This is a genomic window from Runella sp. R0.1_18 (genome assembly GCF_057652155.1).
On the sequence record NZ_JBYFCK010000004.1, the window covers coordinates 413,673 to 435,183 of the forward strand.

Annotated in this window: 19 protein-coding genes; 13 read left to right on the forward strand and 6 right to left on the reverse strand. The window is 44.1% G+C overall.

Going from position 1 to position 21,511, the window contains the following annotated elements; genetic code table 11:
* Positions 1-66: 66 nt before the first annotated feature.
* On the reverse strand, positions 67-1,104 hold the full coding sequence (locus AC23P2_RS09625) for a dienelactone hydrolase family protein (protein ID WP_487772993.1): 1,038 nt from the start codon (positions 1,102-1,104) through the stop codon (positions 67-69).
* Positions 1,105-1,668: 564 nt separating this feature from the next.
* Between AC23P2_RS09625 and AC23P2_RS09630 the strand changes: the two genes are divergently transcribed.
* The 12 genes from AC23P2_RS09630 to AC23P2_RS09685 all read left to right on the forward strand — a co-directional run bounded on the left by AC23P2_RS09630 (position 1,669) and on the right by AC23P2_RS09685 (position 16,046).
* Positions 1,669-2,091: an IS1/IS1595 family N-terminal zinc-binding domain-containing protein gene (locus AC23P2_RS09630; protein ID WP_028522187.1), complete on the forward strand. Its 423-nt coding sequence runs from the start codon at positions 1,669-1,671 to the stop codon at positions 2,089-2,091.
* Between the two features lie 387 nt (positions 2,092-2,478).
* A complete protein-coding gene (locus AC23P2_RS09635; protein WP_487772994.1) occupies positions 2,479-3,870 on the forward strand; it encodes a porin in 1,392 nt (463 codons plus the stop codon).
* Positions 3,871-3,917: 47 nt separating this feature from the next.
* A complete protein-coding gene (locus tag AC23P2_RS09640) occupies positions 3,918-5,477 on the forward strand; it encodes an MFS transporter (RefSeq protein WP_487772995.1) in 1,560 nt (519 codons plus the stop codon).
* A 28-nt stretch (positions 5,478-5,505) separates the two neighbouring features.
* A complete protein-coding gene (locus AC23P2_RS09645) occupies positions 5,506-5,724 on the forward strand; it encodes a DUF6814 family protein (protein ID WP_122933859.1) in 219 nt (72 codons plus the stop codon).
* Between the two features lie 87 nt (positions 5,725-5,811).
* Positions 5,812-6,021 carry a hypothetical protein gene (locus AC23P2_RS09650; protein WP_122933860.1) on the forward strand — a complete coding sequence of 70 codons (210 nt, stop codon included), beginning with the start codon at positions 5,812-5,814 and terminating at the stop codon, positions 6,019-6,021.
* Positions 6,014-8,713, forward strand: a complete 2,700-nt coding sequence (locus AC23P2_RS09655; RefSeq protein WP_487772996.1) for an ATP-binding protein — start codon at positions 6,014-6,016, stop codon at positions 8,711-8,713. Before AC23P2_RS09650 ends, AC23P2_RS09655 begins: the two co-directional genes overlap by 8 nt.
* Before the next feature lie 16 nt (positions 8,714-8,729).
* A complete protein-coding gene (locus tag AC23P2_RS09660; protein WP_487772997.1) occupies positions 8,730-9,110 on the forward strand; it encodes a response regulator transcription factor in 381 nt (126 codons plus the stop codon).
* Between the two features lie 126 nt (positions 9,111-9,236).
* On the forward strand, positions 9,237-9,371 hold the full coding sequence (locus AC23P2_RS09665) for a hypothetical protein (RefSeq protein ID WP_487772998.1): 135 nt from the start codon (positions 9,237-9,239) through the stop codon (positions 9,369-9,371).
* Between the two features lie 24 nt (positions 9,372-9,395).
* Positions 9,396-11,339, forward strand: a complete 1,944-nt coding sequence (locus AC23P2_RS09670) for a propionyl-CoA synthetase (protein ID WP_487773129.1) — start codon at positions 9,396-9,398, stop codon at positions 11,337-11,339.
* Positions 11,340-11,681: 342 nt separating this feature from the next.
* Positions 11,682-12,119, forward strand: a complete 438-nt coding sequence (locus AC23P2_RS09675) for a hypothetical protein (protein WP_487772999.1) — start codon at positions 11,682-11,684, stop codon at positions 12,117-12,119.
* Between the two features lie 299 nt (positions 12,120-12,418).
* Positions 12,419-14,308 carry an acetate--CoA ligase gene (gene acs, locus AC23P2_RS09680; protein WP_487773000.1) on the forward strand — a complete coding sequence of 630 codons (1,890 nt, stop codon included), beginning with the start codon at positions 12,419-12,421 and terminating at the stop codon, positions 14,306-14,308.
* 247 nt (positions 14,309-14,555) lie between these two features.
* The gene (locus AC23P2_RS09685) at positions 14,556-16,046 is read left to right on the forward strand and encodes a DUF1501 domain-containing protein (protein ID WP_487773001.1); all 1,491 of its coding nucleotides are present in this window, start codon (positions 14,556-14,558) and stop codon (positions 16,044-16,046) included.
* Here the strand turns inward: AC23P2_RS09685 and AC23P2_RS09690 are convergent.
* The 5 genes from AC23P2_RS09690 to AC23P2_RS09710 all read right to left on the reverse strand — a co-directional run bounded on the left by AC23P2_RS09690 (position 16,043) and on the right by AC23P2_RS09710 (position 20,242).
* Positions 16,043-16,447 carry a hypothetical protein gene (locus AC23P2_RS09690; RefSeq protein WP_487773002.1) on the reverse strand — a complete coding sequence of 135 codons (405 nt, stop codon included), beginning with the start codon at positions 16,445-16,447 and terminating at the stop codon, positions 16,043-16,045. The two genes, AC23P2_RS09685 and AC23P2_RS09690, sit on opposite strands and share 4 nt — an antisense overlap.
* Position 16,448: 1 nt before the next feature.
* Positions 16,449-16,634, reverse strand: a complete 186-nt coding sequence (locus AC23P2_RS09695; RefSeq protein WP_487773003.1) for a type II toxin-antitoxin system HicA family toxin — start codon at positions 16,632-16,634, stop codon at positions 16,449-16,451.
* 167 nt (positions 16,635-16,801) lie between these two features.
* Complete coding sequence (locus tag AC23P2_RS09700; RefSeq protein ID WP_487773004.1) at positions 16,802-18,163, reverse strand: M28 family peptidase; 1,362 nt, start codon at positions 18,161-18,163, stop codon at positions 16,802-16,804.
* 50 nt (positions 18,164-18,213) lie between these two features.
* The gene (locus tag AC23P2_RS09705; protein ID WP_487773005.1) at positions 18,214-19,230 is read right to left on the reverse strand and encodes a glycosyltransferase family 2 protein; all 1,017 of its coding nucleotides are present in this window, start codon (positions 19,228-19,230) and stop codon (positions 18,214-18,216) included.
* Positions 19,231-19,264: 34 nt separating this feature from the next.
* On the reverse strand, positions 19,265-20,242 hold the full coding sequence (locus AC23P2_RS09710) for a glycosyltransferase family protein (protein ID WP_487773006.1): 978 nt from the start codon (positions 20,240-20,242) through the stop codon (positions 19,265-19,267).
* Positions 20,243-20,439: 197 nt separating this feature from the next.
* Between AC23P2_RS09710 and AC23P2_RS09715 the strand changes: the two genes are divergently transcribed.
* On the forward strand, positions 20,440-21,507 hold the full coding sequence (locus tag AC23P2_RS09715) for an NHL repeat-containing protein (RefSeq protein WP_028522174.1): 1,068 nt from the start codon (positions 20,440-20,442) through the stop codon (positions 21,505-21,507).
* Positions 21,508-21,511 lie beyond the last annotated feature (4 nt).

Sequence of the window (21,511 nt, forward strand, 5' to 3'; positions counted from 1 at the left end):
GCTTAAAATAAACATGGAAAGCGGGCTGTATGGCCCGCTTTTTTTATGTCGTTATACCGATTAAGATTACAAAGTTGCCGCTAACCAGCTTGAAACTTTGGTTCGAGCGGCGGCTTTGGCTACGGCATCGTCGCCCGTTGTTTTTTCGTCAAAAGAATGATTGGCATTGTCGTACGTAACCAGTTCAATGCTTGTTCCTGCGCCGTTTAATTTGGCACGGTCGTACTGTACTTGGGTAGCAGGAAGCAAATCATCGTTTTTCCCAATCAGAATCAACAGTGGGGCGTAGTTGATGTATTTGCCCTTGGTAGCATCCGAAACACTTCCAAAGTAACTAAAGAACCCACCGCCAGGATAATAAGCAACGGCCGTTTTGAACCCACCTTGGGCAGGACGAGCAACGGGAGCGGCGACATTGTAAGTCTTATTTTGATACCAAACTGTCCATTGGCTTTTGGTGACTAATGTGGTATTGACAAGCGCTGCCATTGTCGTAGAACCTCCGTGAGAGAAGCCCATCAACCCAATTCGACTTCCTTGAATGTAAGGCAAAGTACGCAAATAAGCCAAGCCAGCGTAGGCATCGTAGGTGCGTTCGTAGGCAGGAGAGCAAATGCTATCGTTGAGCGGAGTACGGCCGCAAAACTCCACAATCGGCTGACCATTTTCAAGGCGGTTGGTGTAACTGTCGATAAACAACGAGGCAATTTTCTTCGTAGTAAAATCGGCTGCCCATTCGTTGAAATTGGTTTTCATTTTGTTGGCAGCTACGTTATCGTTTGACCACATTCCGCCGCATCCGTGCATCACAACCATGGCAGGAACCTGCTCGCCAGGCTGGAGGGCAGGCACGTATAGCTTGGCGGTGAGCGTTAATCCTTTGGCATTTTGGAAGGTGATATTATAAACGGTGTCGCTGGTCGAAACGGCGATGGCGTCGGTGGCAAGGCGGGCATTGGTGGTGGTTTTATGGGGTGCTGGAGCTACCTCTGCGTTTGGTTCTTGGCAGCTTATAACAAAGAAAGAAATGCCTAAAATGGCGATTAAAAGGGCTTTTTGAAAAATTGTGTTGAACATTGAACGTACTGTTTTGTTTGTTTTCATGGCTTGTATGTGTTTAAAAATTTGACGCTGCAAAATTGGTTAACTCATAAAACCTCCGAAAAAAATACTCCGTTAGCCTACCATTTTTGCAAGTAAGTCGTGTAAAATTGGGGCTAAATCGTTGGCAAGGCCGTGCCACCCCAATGCTTCATCGGGTTGCCTTTACCTCTCTTTTTCTATTAAGATTTAGTACAGTGTTAAGTAAATAGCTTTTTTGTTACCCGCAGAAAGCCGCAGAATTATAAACGCTGATTTTCGCTGAAAAAGGGCTTTATATTGTCATTAATCTGCGTCATCTGCGACTTTCAATCTGCGCCAATCTGCGGGTAATAGTTAAAGAAACTTAGCTTACAGTGTATTTAGTATCGCTGAGGCTATTTTTTAAATGCCTTTAACCAGCCATTGAGAAATCAAAAAAAGGTAAAAAAAATGGCGAACTATAGTTAATTAGCAAAGCAATACTAAACGTGACCAAAAACATTTTTTTATATGAATAGTCCTATTAGCTTTGGTAAATTACTATAGGACACTTCCTCTTAATTATAACTTAACTATTCCTTTTTCATGGCAGCAACACTCAAATGCCCCAAATGCGACAGCCTTGAAACTGTCAAGAACGGAATCATCAAAGACCGTCAGCGTTTCCGTTGTAAAAAATGCGATTACAATTTTACGGTCGATAAGCTTGGTAAAGGAATTAGCTCCTACTACGTGATTAAGGCGCTTCAGTTGTACATTGAGGGGGTGAGTTACCGTGAAATAGAGCGACTTTTGGGAGTTAGCCACGTGTCAGTAATGAACTGGGTAAAGAAATATCAAATCAAAATGCCCGACCGAATTACGCACCATGCTACCTACAAAGTGATGAATCACAAAGAGCTGGCTGAGTTTTACGCCGACCGTAAAAATTTGGAAGGAACGGGCATGATTGTGACCGAATTAGGCGATAAGTTTATGATGATTAAATGGGAAAGATTCAAAGATTAATTACACCAATAAGTGCATTGAGGCGGGGGCAATACATGATATTGCCCCGTTTTTTTATATAAAATGGCCGTTTATTGCTAAATTACTATATGTTTGCTAAATTAAAATAGATGGTTTTTGGGGCGTATTTTCAAAATACTATAGGGGTAACTTCCGATAATGCCTTTAATTTATTGCTTATTCTTCTTCTGTAACGTATTTTTCTACTGATTTTTACTTAAAAACAGCCATTTTGTTTGCTACCTATATGCGTTTAGCATAACAACATCACCCAAGCGGATTTTTAAATCCTTTCTTCCACTTTTGTCGAGTGATTATTCAAAAAAATATTTGAATAACACAAAATAAGCCGACCTCTTTTTTTAACCTCTTTCCTTTAACGAACCTATGAAAAAGTGTTTAACCTTACTGGTATTGATGGCCAGTAGCCTCTTGGCCACTACGAGTTATGGCCAAGGCTCAACTGATTACGGAACGGGTATTAAACTTGATTTGAACCCTGAAAAAACAAAGTACATTCGTGTGATTACGTGGAACCAAACGTGGTTTAGAGCAACTCAGCTTAACCCTGGGACGACTGTAGGGGGAGAAGCTGCCAAATCAAATTTTGATATTTCGGGACGTCGCCTTAGGATGTTGGCCTATTCACAAGTAAGCAAACGGTATATGATTTTGGCTCACTTTGGTATCAATAACCAAACATTTATCAACGGCGGTGGCTCAGGAAGTACAGGAACAGGAGGTTACGGAAATGGCAAGAAACCGCAGATGTTTTTTCACGATTTTTGGAACGAGTACCACTTGATTTTACCTACCAAAGAAAACAAAAACTCAAGTTTGAGCGTAGGAGCAGGGTTACATTATTTTATGGGTATATCGCGGATGACAATGGCTTCAACACTTAACTTTTTGACCGTTGACTCGCCTATTTTCTCTTGGGCAACGATTGATAATGCTGACCAGTTTGCACGTCAATATGGCTTTTTTGCCAAAGGGAAATTGAACAAACTTGAATACCGTTTTGGATTAAATAAGCCCTTCAACACAAGTATTGCGCCAGCAAACGTAACAGATGGCGTAAAAGCAGTGGCAGTTGATAACAACGGGACGAGCAAGTGGGCCAAAACGGGATACGTGGAGTACCAATTCTTAGATTCAGAATCAAATATGTTGCCGTTCAAAGTAGGAACCTATCTGGGAACGAAGCGCGTGTTTAACATCGGAGCTGGGTTTTATAGCCAACCCGAAGGTACACGCTCGTCGGTCAATGGCACGGTGACCAAACACAACGTAAACCTGATGTCAGTAGATGCTTTCTTGGATATGCCCATTGGTAAAAAAGAAAAAAACACGGCTATTACCGTTTATTCGGGCTTTTTCAAGTATAATTTCGGTCCAAACTACTTGAGAAATATCGGAATTATGAACATTGGAGCTGCCGATGCTTCTTATACAGGTGCTGATAAACTTTTGGCAGGAGCAGGAAATGCACAACCTATGATTGGAACTGGAAAAATCTTCTACACACAGGTGGGCTTATTGTTGCCTAAAGCCACCGACAAACCTAAAATGCGCGTACAACCCTTCATGGCATATACCAGCAAGAACTTTGATGCGCTGTCAAAAACAGTTTCAAACTTTGATACAGGCATCAACTGGCTTATCGACGGTCACCATGCCAAAATTACCACCCAATATTCGCTTCGCCCAGGCCTGACGGCGGCGGGTGTAAGTAAGAAATATGGAGAGTTTATTGCCCAACTTCAAATTTACCTCTAATACCTTTTAACCTAATCAAATTTAAAAAACTTACAACCTTTTCAATCATGTCTGAGAAAAAACAAAGTTTAGCGTACATCATCGGAGCCTCGTCGGTTGGTACGCTCATCGAATGGTACGATTTCTACATATTCGGAAGTTTGGCGACCGTAATCGCTACCAAATTTTTTCCGCCCGATAACCCAACGGCGGCTTTCCTTTCGACCTTGGCGACGTTTGCGGCAGGTTTTGTGGTTCGGCCTTTTGGCGCCTTGTTTTTTGGCCGTCTTGGTGACCTCATCGGCCGTAAATATACCTTCATGGTAACCCTGATTTTGATGGGCGGAGCGACGTTCTTGATTGGATGTATCCCGAGCTACGAAACCATCGGCTTTTTTGCTCCTCTTTTGGTATTACTACTTCGTTTTTTACAAGGACTTGCCTTGGGTGGCGAATACGGCGGCGCGGCGACCTACGTAGCCGAGCACTCACCCGCCGAAAGACGCGGATTCTGGACGTCATGGATTCAGACGACAGCTACGATTGGTTTGTTTGTGTCGTTGTTGGTTATCATGGTAACTCGTAATACACTTGGTAATGAGGCTTTTAACGATTGGGGATGGCGTATTCCTTTTTGGGTATCGTTGATCATGGTTGGGGTATCGTTTATCATTCGCCGTAACATGCACGAGTCACCACTTTTTGCCAAAGCCAAAGCCGAAGGAAAAACGTCGGCCAACCCATTGAAAGAGTCGTTTGGCAATAAATACAACTTCAAATTTGTACTGTTGGCGCTTTTTGGGGCTACGATGGGTCAAGGCGTAGTTTGGTACACGGGTCAGTTTTATGCCTTGAGTTTCTTGCAAAAAATCTGTAACGTCGATGACAACCAAGTGAACGTTATCATTGCTTTAGGATTATTGTTGGGTACGCCGTTCTTCGTGATTTTTGCTTCATTGTCCGACAAAATTGGTCGCAAAGGCATCATGTTGGCAGGTATGTTGTTAGCGATTATTTGTTATCGTCCGATTTTCGAGAAGATTTACCAGACCACTAATCTTAAAAACAAAGAAGAGATTGTGGCCAATACCAAAGTGGAGGTAAAACGTGCGCTTGCTGCTGGGTCTGAAGTTGATTCGCTCATTACGACAACCACGACCAAGGAGTTTACAGATGGAACAAAATACAAAGAGGTAAAGAAAGTAACGATTCTGGCCGATGCGAGCAAGGAAGCTCCTAAGCCTGAGGTGAAAAAAACAACCACAATCAACAACAGCGACCGCAACACGCTAGTCTTGATGGTATTTATCTTGTTACTTTTTGTAACGATGGCGTATGGCCCTATTGCGGCCTTCTTGGTAGAAATGTTCCCAACCCGTATTCGTTATTCGTCGATGTCGTTGCCGTACCACATTGGTAACGGGGTGTTTGGTGGATTGATGCCTGCCATTGCGACTTACTTGGCTACCCGTGCGAAGGACATCAACGATGCGGCCGAAAAAGCGGGAGAAGCGATTGTGAACACCCAGCCGTATTTGGAAGGGCTTTGGTACCCAATTATCCTTGCTGGGGTAAGTTTTGTGATTGGTTTACTTTACATCAAGGAAGACAAAAACGCTAACGACTAATCTTTAACCTTTTAAAAGACAACGAATTATGAACGCAATAAAAAGAATATTAGGAATTGTTTGGATAGGTATTGGTCTATACGCAGGCTACTATCTCTTCATCAACCAAGCATTGCCAATGTGGGACAAAGGCGGTACTGACCTCGTGCCTGCCATCATTTATACCTTCATTTTGGCACCAATCATCGCTGGCGGAATGTCGATACTCGGGTACTACGCACTTACGGGCGAATACGACGAAAAATAAATAAGGTTAGGTTTAGGGTTTATAATTAGGAATGGTTGTCGAGTGTGCTTCAAACCCTCGGCAGCCATTTTTCACATGCTTAATTGTATGTCAAAAACGCGAGAATTGGCCTTGGTGGCTTTGAGTTTACTGGCTTGGGCGTTGTACAACAACCCCATTTTGAGCATTTTCAACCGCTTGAGCTTCAAGTGGCGCACGCCTGTGTTGTACATGGGAATTTTTGGAATCTGGTTTTTGATTATTGTTGTCACGTTTTTGATTGTTAATAATACCAACAACCACCATTCTGATGAATAGCTTTTGGTTGATTTTCTGGTCTGTATCGTACTTGTTGGTCTTGTTTTTTGTAGCCAATTGGGCCGAACAGCGCTCGGCCAAAGGGCGGAGCTTGGTCAGTAATTCGTACGTTTATGCGTTGTCACTGGCGGTTTATTGCACAGCATGGACGTTTTACGGGAGCGTCGGGCGGGCGGCGGAGTCGGGCGTGGATTTTATTGCCGTTTTTATTGGCCCTACCATTACGATGCCGCTTTGGTGGGTTATTTTTCGGAAAATCATCCGCATTTGTCAAGTTCAACGCATTACAAATATCGCCGATTTTGTGTCGGCACGTTACGGGAAAAGCCAAGCGCTGGGCGTGATTGCTACGATTTTGTGCGTTGTTGGGACGATTCCCTACATTTCAATTCAACTCAAAGCAATTTCCAGTGGGTTTAGTATTTTAACCACCGCCAACGATGCAGGCAATTCGCTTTGGCTGGATAAAGCCTTCTACATTTCGATAGTTCTGACGATTTTTACCATTCTATTTGGGGCGCGTAAACTTGATGCCAACGAGCGCCACGAAGGAATGGTGGCTGCCATTGCATTTGAATCGTTGTTTAAGCTGTTTGCCTTTTTGGCAGTGGGCGTTTTTGTAACATTTATCGTCTTTGATGGATTCGATGACATTGTTCAGAAAGCATCAAAACTCGTTGATTTACAGCGAATATTTACCATCAAAGAAGAAAATACCAGCGATTGGTTTTGGTATTGTTTCTTGGCGTCTTTGGCCATTATGTTTTTGCCAAGGCAATTTCAGGTGACGGTGGTGGAGAATGTGAATGAAAATCACCTTCGCAAAGCGCTCTGGATTTTTCCACTGTACTTATTGGTTATCAACATTTTCGTCGTTCCGATTGCGTTGGGAGGGAGAATTTTGCTTGGAACAGCCGTCAAAGCCGACCAATTTGTGTTGTCGATTCCTTTGCATTTTAACGAAAAAGTATTGGCTTTTGTCGCGTATTTGGGAGGATTTGCGGCTTCTACAAGCATGATTATTGTGGAATGTACGGCTTTGACAGTCATGCTGACCAACAACCTGGTCATGCCTTGGCTGGTCAGTCGTACCGATTTTCAGCGACGTTTTGGCGAAGACATGGGGCAAGTCGTTATTACGTTGCGGCGTTTGTTTATTGTCCTGCTGATGGCGGGGTCGTATTTATACTATAAAAACGTCAGCGACAAATACAGTTTGGTATCGGTCGGGATGGTGTCGTTTGCGGCGGTAGCACAGTTTGCGCCCGTGGTACTAGGTGGTATTTTTTGGAAACGTGGGTCATTGGTGGGAGCCGTGGGGGGGCTTTTGGTTGGCGGAGGCGTTTGGTTTTATACCCTGATTATTCCGTCGATGGTGTCGGCGGGATACATATCGCCCGATATGCTCAGTAAAGGTCCTTGGGGAATGGATTTGCTACGGCCTGAATCGCTACTGGGCGTAACGGGACTCGACAATATTTCTCACGGAACGTTTTGGTCGTTGTTATTGAACTTGCTTTTTTACGTGGGAGGGTCGTTGTTGTCGCAGCCTACGGCGTTGGAACACAACCAAGCAGTATTGTTTGTAGATGTTTTTAAATACTCAAAAACCTACGAAAGTGCGGTAGCTTGGAAGGGGAAAGCGCTGGTAACGGATATTAAGTCCCTGTTGACAATTTTCTTTGGGAAAAGCCATACGGAAGAAACGCTGCAGTTGTATGCCAAACAGAACATGTTGGATTTGAATACGAGGTACGCCGACTCCCAAGTGGTAAACTATGCCGAAAAAATGCTGGGCGGAGCCATTGGCGCAGCTTCGGCGCGTATTTTGGTGTCGTCGGTGGCAAAAGAAGAACAAATCAGTGTCGAAGAAGTGATTGATATTCTGAAAACGTCGCAAGAGTTGAAGACGCTGAATGAAGAATTAACGCGAAAGTCGGAAGAATTGGAACAACTGACGCAGCAGTTAAAACAAGCCAATGAGCTGTTGCAAATTGCTGATATTCAGAAGGATGATTTTTTGTCAACGGTTACGCACGAAATACGTACCCCGCTGACGTCGATACGGGCTTTGTCGGAAATTGTCCACGATAACCCCGACATGGAAGAAGACCAACGATCACATTTTGTGAATACCATTACCAAAGAATCCGAACGTTTGACTCGGCTAATCAACCAAGTGTTGGCCCTCGAACGTTTTGAAACGGGTAAACAAGAGTTGGACATCGACGAATTTTTGATGGAAGATATTGTGGAAGAATCCTTGGAAGCACTTGACCAACTGGCAAAAGAAAAAAATATCAAAATCGAAGTCGCTTATGAAGGGATTTACGGCCCTATTCGCGCTGATCGTGATCGACTTATTCAGGTGATTATCAATTTGGTATCCAACGCGATTAAGTTTTGTCCTGCTGATACGGGAAAAATTCAAATCAATACACTTCAAACCGAAGCATCTCTATCATTTAGCATATCAGATAATGGACAAGGCATAGATAATAAATATCGAGAGCTTATATTTGAGAAATTTTATCAAACTCGCGACCAATCGGTACGAAAACCAAAAGGAAGTGGACTCGGATTGGCTATCTGCAAAAAAATCATAGAACTACACCAAGGAACTATCAAGGTAGAAAGCGAGCTAGGTAAAGGAAGTGTGTTTACGTGCGAAATCCCACTGGATAAAAACTAAAAACAAAATGACGGGCATGAAAATTTTGATTGTTGATGATGAGCCTAACATCTTAATGTCTTTGGAGTTTTTGATGAAAAAAGAAGGACATAAAGTGTTTATTGCTCGCGACGGTGCCGAGGCATTTGACATCATCGAGGCGAACATCCCTGATATTGTACTACTTGATATTATGATGCCCAGGGTGGACGGGTACCAAGTCTGCGAATTTATTAAAAAGCACGATTCTTATAAACATGCTAAAGTGGTGTTTATGAGCGCAAAAAGCAAAGAAGCCGATATGGCTAAAGGACTTGAGCTAGGGGCAAGCTTGTACGTTCCGAAGCCATTTTCTACCCGTGATTTGATGGCAAAAGTAAATGGATTAATACGGGAAATTTCGGAAGTAGCAGCCTAAAAATCAGGATGTTATGCTGTGAAATAGTAGCTATACCAACTTAGCGAAAAATATTACTATTCCTCGAATATTTTAGATTACTTTTGGATAAAAATTCAGTTATCCCAAACTTTAATCTTATTCGTCATGGAAGAAAATAAGTCGTCGTCGGGTATTGTTACCAAGGTAATCATTGCGGTTGTGGTGCTAGTATTTATTTATGGTATTTACTGGCTTTTGAATGGTGGTATGGACGGAGCTTCACTCGAAGGAAGCCATTAAGGTTGTCTCAATTTCACCCTTTCAATTGCCTTTGCCATGTCTAGCAATACACAATCAACAAACTATACTTCCCTTTTTGAAGCGAGTTTAGCCAATCCCGAAACCTTTTGGGCTGAGCAAGCCGAGCAAATTGCGTGGTTTAAGAAACCCGAAACCGTGCTTGGGAAAGATGCCAATGGACTTGACCGCTGGTATGCTGGGGGGCAGCTCAATACTTGCTATTTAGCGATAGACTACCACGTTCTGAACGGACGAGGAGCGCAAGTAGCGATGATTTATGACTCTCCTGTCACAAATACCATCCAGAAATATACATTTGCTGAGTTACAACACGAAGTGGCTAAATGTGCAGGGGCATTGCGGGCATTGGGGGTTGACAAGGGAGACCGCGTGGTGATTTATATGCCCATGATTCCCGAAACGGCGTTTGCCATGCTGGCTTGTGCGCGTTTGGGGGCGGTGCATTCGGTCGTTTTTGGAGGTTTTGCACCACATGAGTTGGCTATACGTATAGAAGATGCCGAACCCAAAGTAGTGATTTCGGCTTCGTGTGGAATTGAGTTTGACCGTGTATTACCTTACAAACCGCTGTTGGACGAAGCCATCGAATTGGCCGCTTTCAAGCCCAAACATTGCCTCATTTATCAGCGGTCGATGTGCCATGCCCCAATGCTAGAAGGGCGTGATGTGGATTATTCTGAAGCCGTCGCGCAGGCCGACCCGACCGAATGTGTACCCGTGGACGCAACTCATCCACTGTACATTTTATATACTTCAGGAACGACAGGGAAACCCAAAGGTGTCGTGCGTGACAATGGTGGGCACGCAGTGGCACTTAAATTTAGTATGCACCATGTTTATGATGCCCACGCGGGAGATGTTTTTTGGGCAGCCTCCGATTTTGGGTGGGTAGTAGGGCACAGTTATATTTTGTACGGGCCGTTGATTGCAGGTTGTACAACTATTTTGTTTGAAGGGAAGCCCGTACGGACGCCCGATGCAGGTACGTTTTGGCGGGTGATTGCTGACCACCAAGTAAAGACGTTTTTTACGGCTCCAACGGCGTTTCGGGCGATAAAAAAAGAAGACCCTGAGGCGTTGTTAAAGGCCAAGTACGATACATCAAGTTTGCAAAATATTTTTGTGGCGGGCGAGCGTTGCGACCCACCAACGTTGGAATGGCTCCAAAAAATAGCCCAACTTCCCATCACTGACCACTGGTGGCAAACCGAGTCAGGCTGGCCGATGGTAGCTAATATGATGGGATTAGAGGCTTTTCCTGTCAAAGCAGGTTCGGCGACCAAGCCTGTGTGTGGGTATAATCTTAAAATTGTGGGAGAAAATGGTCAGGAACTTGAAGCCAACCATGAGGGATATGTGTGTTTGAAACTACCGCTTCCTCCTGGATTTACACCCACGCTTTGGAATGATGATGCGCGTTTTAAGAGTTCGTATCTCAAAAAATTTGAAGGCTATTATTTGTCGGGCGACGGCGGGTATGTGGATGACGACGGTTATGTGTTCATCATGGGGCGCGTGGATGATGTCATCAATGTCGCAGGACATCGCCTCTCCACGGGCGAAATGGAAGAGTTTGTGGCGTCGCATCCTGCCGTGGCCGAATGTGCCGTGGTTGGAATCGCCGACGAACTTCGCGGGCAGCGTCCTGTTGGTTTTGTGGTTTTAAAAGACGGTGTTATTATTGATGAAACGGCGTTGGAGTCGGAGTTGGTGGGCATTGTGCGTGATCAGATTGGGGCAGTAGCGTTTTTCCGCACGGCTATTTTGGTGAAGCGTTTGCCAAAAACGCGTTCAGGTAAAATACTTCGTAAAACAATTCGTCAAATTGCCGATGGAGAATCTTACACCGTGCCATCAACGATAGACGACCCCGTTATTTTGGAGGAAATTGCCGATTCCTTGCAGCGCAGAGGAGTTGGGCAAGCCTTTGAAAATCAGAAAGCTTGAATTTAGATTACAATCATAATGTTAGGTTAACTTCGAACGCCAGACTTGCCTCAAGTCTGGCGTTATTGGTAATAGGTGACTTTGCGTTATTTTTACCGTATCTACGATCGGTATCAGAGGCGGATTACTGCGTTTGCGATTTTGACAGACCGCAACCGACGATTTAAGCCTGATAAGTTTTCTCAAGTTTATTTGGGGACGAGTATTGATTACAGGTTTAATCTGTACAAAGTTTTTGAGCAAAATGCTGAAGTTTTAGCAGCGAGTACAAACCCTTTTGCGATGATAATTTTGACGGTTTTGGTCGCATTGCAGAAAGGGAGAGTAAGGGAAGACGAGCTTTTGCAAGAAAAAGTGGAATTGCTGAAACGTCTGGTTAGCAAGGGTTTTAGCCGTGTTAAGATAGAGGCATTGATGGGGTTTTTGAAGCTGTACGTACGTTTTGGAAAACGGGAAAATGATGTTAAATTTGACGAAGCGATTGATATATTGTTAAACAAACCGAAAGAAACGATGGGTATTGTTGAATTTGTGTTGGAGCGCGAGCGACGCCTTGGGGAAAAGCGAGGGTTAGCTAAAGGTGAAAAAAAAGGTATTGAAAAAGGTATTGAAAAGGGAGTTGAAAGAGGTATTGAGAAAGGAATAGAAACCCAAAAATTACTTTTTGTGAATACCCTGCTAACTGAAACGGACTTTGATGATGCTAAAATTGCGTCGTTGGCTGATGTGACTGTTGAAACTGTGCAGAAGCTTCGGAAGGAGAAAGAAGATGTTGCCTAGTTTAGATATAATAAATAAAAATTTTCAGCGATGAAATTTTTATAAAAATCGTTGAAAATCAGTGAGAATAAAGCTTAGTAGGCATTGTTCGATGGCTATCTTTTCAGACGCCAGACTTGACTCAAGTCTGGCGTTTTTGGTAGGTTTGAAGCATGATTTTTGTCACTTTCTATATTGAATTAGCAATTTTGTGATGATAATTTCACCTAAACGGGAAAATGTTTTGCTATTTTTATACCCACAATTCAGCAACGGACTTTCCTTTTAATAACCTTAATCAATCAAACACCTTTGAAATCATGCTTATCCGTACATTTGAAGAGTATCAGGCCGCTTACCAGCATAGTGTAGAAGACCCGGAAGGTTTTTGGGCAGAAGTGGCTCAGGAGTTTAAGTGGCATAAGCCTTGGAAGAAAGTATTAGACTGGAATTTCACTGGCCCAGATATAAAATGGTTTGTGAATGGTAAGACAAATATTACCGAAAATGCGCTTGACCGTCATTTGCGTGAGTTGGGGAATCATCCCGCTATTATTTGGGAGCCAAACGACCCAAATGAGCCAAGTGTGACGCTTACTTACAAGATGTTACATGATCAAGTATGCCGTTTTGCTAACGTATTGAAGCGCAACGGTGTTCAAAAAGGAGACCGTGTTTGTATTTATTTGCCAATGGTACCCGAGGCTGCAATTGCTATGTTGGCCTGTGCCCGCATTGGAGCGATTCACTCGGTGGTGTTTGGAGGGTTTTCGGCTCAGTCGTTGACCGACCGTATCAATGACTCTGATTGTAAGGTGATTATTACGTCAGATGGTGCGGCACGAGGCCCGAAAAACATTCCAATGAAAGATACCGTGGATGATGCCTTGATAGGCTGTCGGTCGGTCGAAAAGGTAATTGTATTGACGCATACCCGCACACCGATTTCGATGATTAAGGGACGTGACGTATGGTGGGAAAGCGAAATGAAACAAGTGACGTCTGACTGTCCTCCCGAAATCATGGATTCGGAAGACCCCTTGTTTATTTTATATACTTCAGGGTCAACGGGTAAACCCAAAGGGGTAGTTCACAGTACTGGGGGGTATATGGTCTATTCGGCTTATACATTCCAGAATGTTTTCCAATATGAATCAGGGCAAATTCACTTTTGTACCGCCGACGTAGGTTGGATTACAGGACATAGCTATATCGTTTATGGCCCCTTGTTGAGTGGTGCTACTACCTTGATGTTTGAGGGAGTGCCAACTTATCCCGATGCTGGGCGTTTTTGGGACATTGTGGATAAGCACAAAGTAGATATTTTGTACACGGCCCCCACGGCGATTCGTTCGTTGATGGGTTTTGGTTTAAAACATGTGGAAGGTAAAGACCTAAGCTCACTCAAAGTGCTAGGGTCGGTAGGGGAGCCTATCAATGAGGAAGCATGGAATTGGTACAATGAAAACATTGGAAAAGGTCGTTGTCCGATTGTAGATACCTGGTGGCAGACCGAAACAGGGGGGATTTTGATTTCACCGATTGCAGGGGTAACCAAAACCAAACCTACTTATGCAACTCTTCCATTACCAGGCGTACAACCAATCTTGGTGGATGAAAATGGCGTTGAGATTGAAGGAAATGGCGTGAGTGGTAACTTGTGCATCAAATATCCATGGCCATCAATTATTCGTACGACTTGGGGCGACCACGAGCGTTGTCGTCAGACGTATTTTTCTACCTATCCTGGACGTTATTTCACTGGTGATGGATGTTTGCGTGACGAGGATGGATACTATCGTATTACAGGACGGGTGGATGATGTATTGAACGTATCGGGGCACCGTATCGGAACGGCCGAAGTCGAAAATGCCATCAACATGCACGCCGATGTCATCGAAAGTGCCGTGGTTGGTTATCCGCACGACATCAAAGGGCAAGGCATTTATGCCTTTGTGATTTGTGATAATGTGCTTGACGATGAAGATTTATCGCGTCGTGATATTTTAGCGACCGTAACGCGCATCATTGGGCCTATTGCAAAACCAGATAAGATTCAGTTTGTGAGAGGATTGCCTAAGACGCGTTCGGGTAAAATCATGCGTCGTATTTTGCGTAAAATTGCCGAAGGTGATACTTCAAACTTAGGAGATACCACCACGTTGCTCGACCCAACGGTGGTAGAAGATATCAAAGAAGGGGCTCTATAGATAATTTGAATATATAGTTGAAAAGGGCTTGAAGCAATTTGTTTCGAGCCCTTTTTTTATGCAGAATGGGTGAAAAAATAGAAAAAAGCGTCGGGTTGTGAGCAACCCGACCCACGGTGAAAAGGGTTGCTCACAACCCGACGATAGCGTGATACTAACCACGAGAAGTAAGGGGTATATTTTCTGAATTTTTTTCTTTTTAACTACAAAAGCGAAGTTTTACAACGAATTGTATAGCACCTAGTTCATGGAAAAGTTATTAAAAGAACTTCAACAGGCGGAATTGGAACGTCAGACGCGTCGGTATTTCTTGCAGACACTTGGCGCAGGCGTAGGTGGATTAGGCTTAGGATCGTTGCTTGGAAGCTGTGGATATAGCTCAAAAGAGAAAATGGCCGCAGCTCCACTGGTATCTGCTGACCCAATGAACGTTCGGATGCCGCAGTTTGCACCCAAAGTAAAACAGGTGATTTATATTCACATGGCGGGGGCACCTTCGCAGTTGGAATTGTTTGATTATAAGCCAGAACTGGAAAAATATCACGGAAAAGATTGCCCTGCTGAATTTTTAGAGGGAAAGAAATTTGCCTTTATCAAAGGTGTTCCTAAAATGTTGGGACCCAAAGGACAGTTTGCCCAGCATGGACAATCGGGGGCGTGGGTTTCGGATTATTTACCCTATTTGCAAACGGCGGTGGACGACGTGTCGTTTTTGAAGGCCATGTACACTGATCAATTTAACCATGCTCCTGCTCAGTTGCTCATGCACACGGGCAGTGCGCGGCTGGGGCGTCCTAGCTTGGGGGCTTGGACTGTCTATGGCTTAGGTTCAGAAAATCGAAATCTTCCAGGATTTATCGTGCTGGCGTCGGGAGGAAAACAGCCTGATGCGGGGAAGTCGGTGTGGGGAAGTGGGTTTTTACCAACGGTGTATCAAGGAGTTCAGTGCCGTACGGGTGGCGACCCTGTTTTGTACGTATCAGACCCACAAGGGATGAACCGCGACATTCGTAAACAGACCATTGAAGCCATCAATGAAATCAATAAACAAACCTACGAAGAGGTACATGACCCCGAAATATTGACGCGGATTAGTCAGTACGAAATGGCGTTTCGGATGCAAATGTCGGTACCCGAAGTAATGGATGTCAGCAAAGAACCGCAGTATATTTTGGATATGTATGGTGTGCAAGCGGGCGAGGGGTCGTTTGCGATGAACTGCCTTTTAGCTCGGAAATTAGTCGAAAATGGCGTACGCTTTGTGCAACTTTTTGACTGGGGCTGGGACACCCACGGCACGAGCGAAGACGGTTCGGTAGAAGTGGGGCTTCGGAATAAATGTTTGGCTTCCGACCAAGCCGTAACGGCCTTGTTGAAAGACCTAAAAATGCGTGGATTATTGGATGAGACGCTAGTGGTATGGGGCGGCGAATTTGGACGAACACCCATGCAAGAAAACCGTGACGGCCAAGTGCTTCCGTATTCAGGGCGCGACCACCACCTCGAAGCATTTACGGTCTGGATGGCAGGCGGTGGAGTCAAAAAAGGGTTTTCAATGGGAGAAACCGACCCGCTAGGGTATGCTGGGGTCAAAGACCGTACGCACGTCCACGACCTGCAAGCGACGATTCTGCACTTAATGGGCTTCAACCACGAAAAGTTCACGTATCCTTTTCAAGGGCGTAACTTTCGCCTAACGGATACCGCTGGCAAAATCATTACGCCCATTTTGGCTTAAACCAAAGAAACTTTCATGAGTTTTTGGGCAAAAGAATGAATCGCTGCTTCAATTTTTTGCACTTGCTGTGCAGAAGGATGTTTGACGCCCGAAACGTATTGACGCATTAAAGCTTTGTTAATACCTGCTTTTTCGGCGATAGAATTTATTTTGAGTGGAGAAAATATTTCGAAGAAGGCTGTTAAATCATAACGATACTCAAAGGTGATACTATCAAGAGTAACATCTTTCCAGTAATCGTTGTCCTTACCTTCATTTTCCAAAAAATCTTCTATCAATTCAAGCATATTTTGGGTAATCTCTGCTTCAGAATCACCCACGGTAACGTTTAGAAAGCCAGGAGCCTCTAAGCGGCCCCAGATTTCGCCGTCGCCTTTTTCTATGATTATGGTTAATTGCATGTTATTTGATACCTGCTTTTTTCAAGATAGCTTTCAGCGTACCTATGGGAATATCTTTAGTCCCATGATCGGCCACTGGAATATTATCTGGATTGATTGGATGCTTGAAAATACGGTGGCTTCCTTTTTGTCGTACTTCAAACCAACCGTTTTCTTCTAAAAGCTTTATGAGCTGTTTGGCATTCATAAAATTTGCAATGGGAAAATTTAGTTTTTTGAGTCATATCTTAACGAGGGTAGTTTGGATTGGAGCTTTTAAATACAAAAGTAGCAAAAAAGCTACCACTTTTGCAAGTACATTGGTAACTTTTTTGCTACTTTTCTTGAATGTAACAATTAAAAAAGAAAGGACTTTTAAATCCCGTACTTATCCAATAAATAAATGATAGCTGCCATAGAAGCGCTTCCAAGGTCTAGTTCGCGTTTGTTAACGTTTTCAAAGTTGTCGTTGGGAGCGTGGTGTACATCAAAATACCGCTGAGAATCAGGTTTATAGCCAAATAATACAGTTCCCGATTGCGCTAACGGGCCAATGTCAGCGCCACCGCCTCCTGGGCCAATTTCGTGCAAACTATACGGAGCAAGCAACTCTTTCCACGTTTGAATTTTAGCTTTTTGTTCTGGACGACCCACGATGCCAAAACCTTTTGGCGTAAAGCCACCGTTGTCAGACTCTACCGCCGCAATGTGCTTTTCATTATTTTGTTTGGCCAAATCAGCGTATTTTACGCCTCCGCGCAGGCCATTTTCTTCGTTCATAAACATCACCGCGCGAATTGTCCGTTTAGGTTTGTAACCAATGGCTTTCAATACGCGTAGCACTTCAATGGATTGTACACAGCCCGCGCCGTCGTCGTGAGCGCCTTCGGCCAAATCCCACGAATCCAAATGGCCACCTACGACGATGATTTCATCGGGAAACTCGCTCCCTTTTATTTCACCTACTACGTTGTGAGAGTCAGCATCGGGCAATGTTTCGCAGTTTTGGCGAAAATAAAACGTCAACGTTGGGTTTTCTTTGAGCTTGTCACTGAGCAGGTTTGCGGCATTGGTGCTGATTGCCGCCGTTGGAATAAGGGGAGCACCTGTGGCATAACGCATACTCCCCGTGTGCGGAAAGTCGTCTTGAACGGTACTCACTGAACGGACAATTGCACCGACGGCACCTAAATTCCCTGCTTCGCTAGCTCCGTTGGCGCGTTGTTCAACCGCACTTCCGTAAGCTTCAAATGTATTGAGCTTGGTTGGGTCCATTGGGCGATTAAAAAAGACAATCTTTCCTTTGACTTTCTCTTTGCCCAATTCCCGTAATTGCTGAAAGCTTTTAACCTCAATCACTTCGGCTTCAACGCCCTTAGTAGAGGTCGCAATCGAGCCACCGAGGGCAGCAATGGGAACGTTGATTTTTTGTTTACCCACATGAATGTACGCTTCTTCTTTTTTTCCGCGCACCCAATGTGGCACTTTTACATCCTGTAAAAACACCCGATCAAATCCTTGCTGTTGCATGAGCTGTTGGGTATAAACCACTGCTTTTTTAGCCCCTTCTGAGCCACTGAGGCGGGGGCCTACTTGCTTACAGAGGTAGCGGAGCCATTCATAGCCTTGTCCATTGGTGAGTGTTTCGTTGTAAATTTTGCGAATGATGACCGAATCTTCGCGGGTTTGAGCTAGTGAACTACCAGCCAAAAGCAGGAGTAAAACAAGTTGTTTCAATGGGTGGGTGGTTAGAAGGTTGATGATGTGATTCATCACAAAAATACATTCTATTCCAATATGTCTCCTAGCGCTGTCAAAAGAATTCCCGTCGTAGTAGCATCTTGGTCGGCAAAACGATGATAATTCCCTTTCCGCCACTGCTGTAACGTAGGCCAAATTCGTCGAAAACGATTATCGGGTAAATGGGCGCGTACGTTGAGAAAATGCAATTTTTCGGCAATCACTTGCAGCTTAGGATGTGTAGCTGGAATTATCCGAGCCAAATGAGCATACACCTTCTGAAGTTCTTCGGCTTGTTTTTGAAGCGGGGCAAGTTTAGTACTATGCGGGCGAGAAAAACGATTGGTCAATGTAATCGATTGGCCATTTTTGGGTTGAGTGCCTACTTGCTGAGAATTGTGTTGGCGATAATGGATGAGGACTTCTGGAATGAATTGAATTTGATTGCGTATGGAAGCGACATACGCCATCCATGTATCGTGCAAAAACTCCGAAATATCGGTAGGGAAAGGTAAAATCATGTCCACGAACGATTTGCGCACGGCCATCGTACAACCCGCAACTCGGTTGCCGACAAGCAATATCTCGATACTTTGTCCCTGTTTCCATTGCTCTTGTTGAGGGGTGCCAAAACGAACAACTTCCCAAAAATGCTTTTGGAGGGAATGAGCATGTTCATCTACCAAAAGAGCATCCGAAAAAACAACATTTACGGAAGGGTTCTCACTGAAAGCTTTGCTTAAATGGGCTATTTTTTCGGGAGTCCAACAGTCGTCTTGGTCGGCTAAAAAAAGAAGATTACCTCGGCAATGGGTCAGTGCCTTTTCAAAGTTTTTGGTTACGCCTAGTTGATGGTCGTTTTGAAAAATACGGACGGGAAAGGGGGCTTTTTTTGCAAATTGTTCGACCAACACAAGGGTGTTGTCAGTCGAACCATCATCGCAAACGACAAGTTCGTTGGGAAGTAACGTCTGATTTTGAATGCTTTCCAACTGTTCCGTTACAAATCTTGCACCGTTGTATGTACACATTGCAACCGAAATCAGCTGTTGATGGCTGGGCATAAAGTCGAATATCGAGGGTTAGAACAGAGTTTAATTAGGCGTCGAGTAAACGCAACAAGCGTCGGCAGCCATTAATGAGTACTCTCCGAAGCGCCTTATTTTTTTGGTAAAAATACGAAGGTTTATGATATGCGTTTGGTAAACTTTTAAAATGAGCATCGTTATTAGCTGTTAGTTCCTTTTGGTATATGTCAAAAAGCGGTTTTACGTCGGGACGAGCGTTAAAAGAGAACCTATCTTGGTGAACAGACAAGTTATCTGGACTCGAAAGTCGATAGCCACTAAAATGAAAAAATACCAAAGGAAAGGTGTCGTTTACCCAAAAGCCACCATTTTTTTGTGACACTTTTCGCTCGTGCATGTTCCAGTAAGCCAAATTATAACCTAAATGCGAACTAACGAGCGAAGTTGGATAAAATAGAGGTACATAGTTAAGCCATAGTTGGTCGCAGTTCATTCCTTCGGCAAAGTTGAAATAGCCTTCGTGCCAAACACGGTCTTCCCACCAAGCTAAAAAACGAGCAGTTTCTTCGGAGCGGCGAAGCGCAAAAAAACCGCCGTTGTACAAGCCCGCATTCAAAAAACTGCGCAGATGCGGAGTCCCCTCGCCAGTGATGGGAGTGACCACGTGTGGCGTAATGACAATGCTGTGATTATCAAGGTCTTTTTCGATGGGAGCAACATCTCCAAAAAGGCGAATATCAGCATCAAAATAAAGCAGTTTTTCAACGTCGGGATAAGTTTTGTAAAGCCAACTAGCCATAAAAGGCTTAGCCAAACAACTCAGCTCGAAAACAGTATATCGGTTGAAAAGATTGTGAAAATCAGGGACTTGTTGTTCATTGATTTCTACGATTGTATGTGTACTGACGGACGAAACATCACGGTCGTTGATTTTGTCAAAAAGCCCAATGACTACGTGGTAGTCAGGGTTAAATTTTACCAAACTATCGGCCATCGTTTTGGCCAGTGCTAAATGACTTAGGGTACAGATTGTAAATGCAAGACGCATTAGAAAAGAAATAGTTTTGAGGCAAAAATACATACTTCTTCTGAGTTTCGGTCGGCAGAAGTTGTTTTTTGATTAAGCGGAAACGTAAGTTTTTAACGAACTGAAAGAAAGGACTTTGAAAAAGACCTAGTAAAAACGTAAATGAAACCACTTATAGGACAAAACCCTTTGATAACTATTTAAGAGACGTTACACACATGAACCTTTCTAGCTCACGTCGCGATTTTATGAAAGCAACCGCAACTACGTTGCTCGCTCCCTCTATTTTATCAAATTCTTCTATGGCTAGTGCCGCCGACGGTGACATTGTTGGGCACGGTAGCCACCGCTACAAAATTCAGGCAGGCTGGGGTAAACTTGATGCCGCACAATTTCCCGTTAAAAACTGCCATGAAATGGTCATGGACAGCAAAGGAAGGCTTATCATGGTAACGGATGAAACCAAAAATAATATTTTGGTGTACGACCGTTCGGGTAAATTGCTAGAAAGTTGGGGGCACGAATACCCTGGTGGGCACGGTCTTACGCTCTGGAATGCCAACGGCGAAGAATTTTTGTTTATCTGTGACCCTAACTCTGGAAAAGTGACCAAAACCGACTTGAAAGGGAAAGTTTTGATGACCATCGAGCACCCATCCAAAGTAGGAGCATACAAACCAGAAGATAAGTTTTTGCCTACCGAAACGGCCGTCGGCCCAACGGGCGACATCTACGTCGCAGACGGATACGGTTCGCAGTGGATTTTGCAATATACCTCAAAAGGGGAGTTTATTCGGAAATTTGGAGGCTCGGGCGATGAAGATGGACAATTTTCGACCGCTCACGGAATCACCGTCGATTACCGCAATAAATCAAACCCGACGTTGTTGATTACTTCGCGCGCACACAATGCCTTCAAACGCTTTACACTTGATGGAAAATACTTGTCAACTATCTTTTTACCAGGGGCTTATGTGTGTCGTCCTGTGATTCACGGTGATACGTTGTATGCAGGGGTATGTTGGTCGCGTTTGCGTTATTTAAACCAGACTCCAAACTCGGGTTTTGTGACAATTTTGGATAAAAATGACAAAGTCATCTCCAATCCAGGAGGAACCAAACCCGAATACCGTAACGGACAACTTCAATTGATGGTGCAAGATAAAGCCGCAGTTGACGGGATTTTGATGCACTGCCACGATGTGTGTATCGACAACGACGAAAATATCTACATCTGCCAGTGGAATGCCAAACAGACGTACCCAGTGAAGCTGGCAAGAATCTAAGATT

What these genes read in the sequence shown, in the direction of transcription:
- AC23P2_RS09625 (WP_487772993.1), bottom strand. Translation starts at nt 1,104, where the DNA reads ATGAAAACAAACAAAACAGTACGTTCAATGTTCAACACAATTTTTCAA.
- AC23P2_RS09630 (WP_028522187.1), top strand. Translation starts at nt 1,669, where the DNA reads ATGGCAGCAACACTCAAATGCCCCAAATGCGACAGCCTTGAAACTGTC.
- AC23P2_RS09635 (WP_487772994.1), top strand. Translation starts at nt 2,479, where the DNA reads ATGAAAAAGTGTTTAACCTTACTGGTATTGATGGCCAGTAGCCTCTTG.
- AC23P2_RS09640 (WP_487772995.1), top strand. Translation starts at nt 3,918, where the DNA reads ATGTCTGAGAAAAAACAAAGTTTAGCGTACATCATCGGAGCCTCGTCG.
- AC23P2_RS09645 (WP_122933859.1), top strand. Translation starts at nt 5,506, where the DNA reads ATGAACGCAATAAAAAGAATATTAGGAATTGTTTGGATAGGTATTGGT.
- AC23P2_RS09650 (WP_122933860.1), top strand. Translation starts at nt 5,812, where the DNA reads ATGTCAAAAACGCGAGAATTGGCCTTGGTGGCTTTGAGTTTACTGGCT.
- AC23P2_RS09655 (WP_487772996.1), top strand. Translation starts at nt 6,014, where the DNA reads ATGAATAGCTTTTGGTTGATTTTCTGGTCTGTATCGTACTTGTTGGTC.
- AC23P2_RS09660 (WP_487772997.1), top strand. Translation starts at nt 8,730, where the DNA reads ATGAAAATTTTGATTGTTGATGATGAGCCTAACATCTTAATGTCTTTG.
- AC23P2_RS09665 (WP_487772998.1), top strand. Translation starts at nt 9,237, where the DNA reads ATGGAAGAAAATAAGTCGTCGTCGGGTATTGTTACCAAGGTAATCATT.
- acs (WP_487773000.1), top strand. Translation starts at nt 12,419, where the DNA reads ATGCTTATCCGTACATTTGAAGAGTATCAGGCCGCTTACCAGCATAGT.
- AC23P2_RS09685 (WP_487773001.1), top strand. Translation starts at nt 14,556, where the DNA reads ATGGAAAAGTTATTAAAAGAACTTCAACAGGCGGAATTGGAACGTCAG.
- AC23P2_RS09690 (WP_487773002.1), bottom strand. Translation starts at nt 16,447, where the DNA reads ATGCAATTAACCATAATCATAGAAAAAGGCGACGGCGAAATCTGGGGC.
- AC23P2_RS09695 (WP_487773003.1), bottom strand. Translation starts at nt 16,634, where the DNA reads ATGAATGCCAAACAGCTCATAAAGCTTTTAGAAGAAAACGGTTGGTTT.
- AC23P2_RS09705 (WP_487773005.1), bottom strand. Translation starts at nt 19,230, where the DNA reads ATGCCCAGCCATCAACAGCTGATTTCGGTTGCAATGTGTACATACAAC.
- AC23P2_RS09710 (WP_487773006.1), bottom strand. Translation starts at nt 20,242, where the DNA reads ATGCGTCTTGCATTTACAATCTGTACCCTAAGTCATTTAGCACTGGCC.
- AC23P2_RS09715 (WP_028522174.1), top strand. Translation starts at nt 20,440, where the DNA reads ATGAACCTTTCTAGCTCACGTCGCGATTTTATGAAAGCAACCGCAACT.